Annotated in this window: 4 protein-coding genes and 1 pseudogene; 2 read left to right on the top strand and 3 right to left on the bottom strand. The window is 31.3% G+C overall.

The window, feature by feature from the left end; translation table 11 throughout:
* The coding region (locus tag LEP1GSC194_RS21560) for an ISL3 family transposase (protein WP_020774201.1) at positions 1–402 on the top strand (402 nt) is incomplete at its 5' end.
* A 6-nt stretch (positions 403–408) separates the two neighbouring features.
* Positions 409–2,199, top strand: a complete 1,791-nt coding sequence (locus LEP1GSC194_RS14025; protein ID WP_331272581.1) for an nSTAND3 domain-containing NTPase — start codon at positions 409–411, stop codon at positions 2,197–2,199.
* Between the two features lie 455 nt (positions 2,200–2,654).
* Here the strand turns inward: LEP1GSC194_RS14025 and LEP1GSC194_RS14035 are convergent, their stop codons facing one another.
* The 3 genes and pseudogenes from LEP1GSC194_RS14035 to LEP1GSC194_RS14045 all read right to left on the bottom strand — a co-directional run.
* Positions 2,655–3,194 (bottom strand): permease, encoded by a 540-nt coding sequence (locus tag LEP1GSC194_RS14035; RefSeq protein ID WP_231384491.1) that lies wholly within the window; start codon positions 3,192–3,194, stop codon positions 2,655–2,657.
* Between the two features lie 68 nt (positions 3,195–3,262).
* Positions 3,263–3,592, bottom strand: a complete 330-nt coding sequence (locus LEP1GSC194_RS14040) for a hypothetical protein (protein ID WP_017808735.1) — start codon at positions 3,590–3,592, stop codon at positions 3,263–3,265.
* Positions 3,558–4,311: pseudogene (locus LEP1GSC194_RS14045) on the bottom strand (hypothetical protein); the annotation flags it as partial. The gene LEP1GSC194_RS14040 and the pseudogene LEP1GSC194_RS14045, both read right to left, overlap by 35 nt.

Raw genomic sequence — 4,311 nt, forward strand, 5'->3', positions numbered from 1 at the left:
CTATGGTTAACGAACCAAGAAAATTATTCTGATAAGCAAAAGGAAGCTTTCAATTCTCTTAAACTAAATCTGTATAAAGTCGGGAAAGGATGGCAGATAAAAGAAGCCTTTCGTTATTTTTGGTCTTACCGCTATAAAGGTAATGCGGAAAAGTTTTTCAAACGTTGGTATTTTTGGGCTACTCATTCTAAACTTAAACCTATTATTAAAGTCGCTAAGATGCTTTATAAAAACATTAAATACATCCTTACCTACTTCGCTCATCGAATCACAAACGCTGGTTCGGAAAGTATTAATTCAAGTATTCAGAAAATTAAATCGAATGCAAGAGGCTTCAGAAATTTCGATTTCTTCCGCGTCGCTATTCTCTTTCATTTAGGCGGTTTGGACGTTTACCCATGATTTTTCCTGAAGGGCCACAAAGAAAAACTCCTTATTCTTACCGGTCCTCCGGGAATTGGAAAAACCACTCTTGCAAACATTATAACTTTTCAATTATTAGCACAGGATTATAAGCTTATATATGTTGATAGTAATATCGAAGAGGCCGAAACTTTATTTTCCTTAGATCCTAACTCAAAACAGATTATTTTATTCGATGATTTCTTAGGATCTTTTATCCCAGAATTACTTTCTTCAACAAAAGAAAGGAAGACTGTTAATTTCATTGAGAAAATTAAAAATACAAAAAATAAACTAATGATCCTCACTTCAAGAACAGTATTTTTTAATGCCGCCCTCCAAATTTACGAAGGATTCAATAGAGCAAAAGTTTCTTTATCGAAATATGAACTAAACATCGCACAATATTCCAACTTAGAAAAAGCGCGGATTTTATATAAACATTTATCCTTCAGTAGAATAAACCCTGATTTCAAAAATCAATTTTTGAAAGAAAAGAGCTACCTTTTTGTTATTAATCATAGAAACTACACTCCACGCTTAATTGAATATTTTACTAATCCATTAAATGTAGATAGCATTCCTTTGGATAAATATATTAATGAATTTGTTATTAAAAACCTAGACAACCCAAGTGAATTGTGGAAATTTCATTACTCCGTTCATATTGATGATGAATCAAGAATGTTAGTTGATACAATTTTCTTATTAGGCCAAGAAACGAATCATTCTTTAGTCGAATGCGGCTATTCCCAAAGATTAAAAGTTGAATTTAAATTCAGAAACTTCATTCCTGTGCATAATAGCTTTATCAAATCAGTAAAAACGCTTCAAGATGGGTTCATAAAAACACGAATCCTCTCTAACGAGAAAGATATCTTAAAATATTCTTTATACAATCCATCATTAGGAGACTTTTTAATCAGCTACTTCAATGAAGCGAATAACGCTGCCCACAAGAAATTATTGTTATTTTCAATTGTTTCTTATCAAGGGTTCAAATCTAGATTCCATTCATCTGACAAGAACTATATTATAATTTACGAATTTGAATATTCAGAATTATTACAATACTTCATTTCCAATATAGACATTCTAAAATCAAATAACACTTCTTACCATTTTTCCGTGGAATTAGACATCCTGTTCCATTCCATTAATTTGTTTAATTTCAAAATTATAGAACCTTTCCTGGAACCTCTATTTAAGACCATAAACATAAAAGATATTGCAAGCTTCCAATTATTCGAACTAATTAAACTTACAATTTATCAAAAAAATAATTTTTTTGATAAATTTTTCCAAACTCATTGGAATTCATTAATTAATATTACATTGAGAAAATTCTCATCTTCATATCACTACTCATTAATTCACAATCTGTTTGAATATTATTTTCTAAATTTTGATGATTACATAAAGAGACACAATTTAGAAAAGCTGTTAATAGAATCAAAACATCGTTTTATCAGCTCTCGCATCAAAGAATACGTCGAAGATGCAAATTTAATTTCAAGACTCGATCTTAATGATGATAGTAGTTCCTTACTCTCAGAATTGGAGTCGAAACTTAAATCTAAAATTAGAACATTGTCTAATGAAATCGGATTAAAAGGTTATAGAAATTATTCTTATTATTATGGAATCGATGAACTTAAAGAAAGCATTGACGAATATTTACGAGATCAACTTGAAATGAACAGAGACCCAATTGATTCTGGAAACTTTGATACAGACTTAGGTCTAAATTCTGATGATTCAATTGAAGATTTATTCTCTGAATCTTTTGTAGAGTAACCTACTTCATTGATCAAGTTGTATAATGGTTTCTCATAGCAAAATATTCCCGTCTTCAGACTGGAAGGTTAGTTTTAATTCCACCAATTAAATTGCCTACTATTAAGAACGAAATGTATTTCTCCGGAATTTAGATTATTTTGTAGGGTATTATATCTCTATTTCATTTGCAGCAATTATACAATCACTACAAATAGGAGATTTATTATTCTTAAAAAGGTAATATTGATTCAGGTATTCAGCCTCTAAAAACTCCAAAGTTTCTTCGATCTGAAAATTAGATCGACCAATCTCTTGGCAAAATGATTCTTCTCGTCGTTGTGGGAAAATATGTCGAGTATCTAATTCCGTAAATTGGATCAAATAAAGCATATTATTTATTCGTAATTTCTCTATTGAATATTAAGTCAATCTGACAATTTTTTAATGAAATTCAGAGAATCCCTTCCTTAACTTTAATGTGACAAGATCCTCCATAACTTTCGCTTTTGATCACTAATCCTATCAATCCATCCTTGATTAAAATACCTGTCCAATTTCATTTTCTGTCCTTCAAAGCAGAGGCTCCAATATGTTTCTATTTTTAATTTGTTTGATATCAATTTTTTCCTTTTAGCTCTTTGGACCTCGATAAATCTGTATCTTGTTCCCCGAGTTTGAACTTGAAGAACTTCACTCCGCATTCTAAATTTTTTAGTTTGTCTTGATATTGCGGCTTTCCATAAATAACCGGTTTCTTGAGGAAATATCCAATTATTTAATCTTTCTAGAGTTTCGTATTCGAGAACTCGCCATGCGTATTCGTCATTGTAGAGTCTTTTAAATTTTGCCCTTTGATCTGTGATCAAATTTTGCCAGCCATCATTGGGTAACCGATTCTCTTTTTTTAGAATCCTATTTCTAATTCGACTTTTATTTTTGATGAGACAACTGGACCAAGTTGCTGATTGTTTGGAAGTTAAGTTCCTATTCTCAGCTTTTTCTACTCTGTCCATTAATCTACCCCTAAAAAGCATTATGAGTCTCAATATTTTGTAAGGTGGGAAATAAGACTGGATAGAATTCACTTTACCGACTTCCTAATTTTCTTTAGTTCGGTGTTAACGTCTTTTCCTCTATACTTAACAATTTCAATTGCTAACTTAATGATCTCTTTATCTGAATAGTGTCGAGCTACGAAAGAGAGAGCTTTATCAACAGCATAAATATTATCAAGCGATCCCTTATCCTTTGTTCTATGGGGATCAACTAATTCAAACTGAGTGTTTAATTCGGTTAATATTCTTCCAGACAATGCACACTTTCTTTCTTGCCGATTAAGTATTTCCCAGAATTCCTTAGCTCCAAAACGAATCTTTTCAGTGTCTTTTCTTTTTGTTTTGAAATTTCCCATTGTTACCCCTTATCAATTTATCCCGTTCTTTTTTTGTAAGTCCGTATTTGCTTTTAGAACCAACCTGAGTCGGTATCATAATAACTTTGATATTCTTACTTTGTTCCTTATAATTTAAAAAATCACTTCGATCGTAAGTATAAAGGACATCCGGTAATATAGGAATAAGCTTCTGAACCTTTAGCTCGAATTCATCAAAGGCTTTGGTTTTAACTTTTGTTACTTTTGCAATTCCGAGTTTCGCCCAGCGTGACAATATTCTTATCAATGGTTTTCTATCTTTTAAAAATCTCCATTCATCACTATTTAAATAGCTTTCCGATTCATAGTTTATCTTGTTCCAAAGCATATAGGATAATGAATTAAAGTATTTTTCTTTTAGTCTTCTATGCTTTGATCCATTAATCATGAAATCTAAATAGTCTATGTGCGCCTGTCTTAACTCATAGAATTCGTTTTTCTCTAGTAGATTGCGGAACTTTACATCGATTCTTTTCCTTGAATTACTAAAATCTCTGCGAATTCTTCCATTTGGAGTGGGCGGTATATACTTGAAGGAATCGACTGTTTTAAGCAAATATTTGGAATCCGAGTGCTTTATACTGGAATTAGGCTTAATTCTATATTTAGTCTCTACTTTCCCCAAATCCTTAGTTTTTTTAGGGTTAAGATGAACCTTTTGATGACTACAAACTCGAAGTAACTCTTCTATTCCGTAT

Source organism: Leptospira alstonii serovar Sichuan str. 79601 (assembly GCF_000347175.1).
Taxonomy (GTDB): Bacteria; Spirochaetota; Leptospiria; order Leptospirales; family Leptospiraceae; genus Leptospira; species Leptospira alstonii.

Coding starts and splice junctions, on each gene's coding strand:
- LEP1GSC194_RS14040 (WP_017808735.1), bottom strand. CDS start 3,592: ATGGGAAATTTCAAAACAAAAAGAAAAGACACTGAAAAGATTCGTTTT.
- LEP1GSC194_RS14035 (WP_231384491.1), bottom strand. CDS start 3,194: ATGGACAGAGTAGAAAAAGCTGAGAATAGGAACTTAACTTCCAAACAA.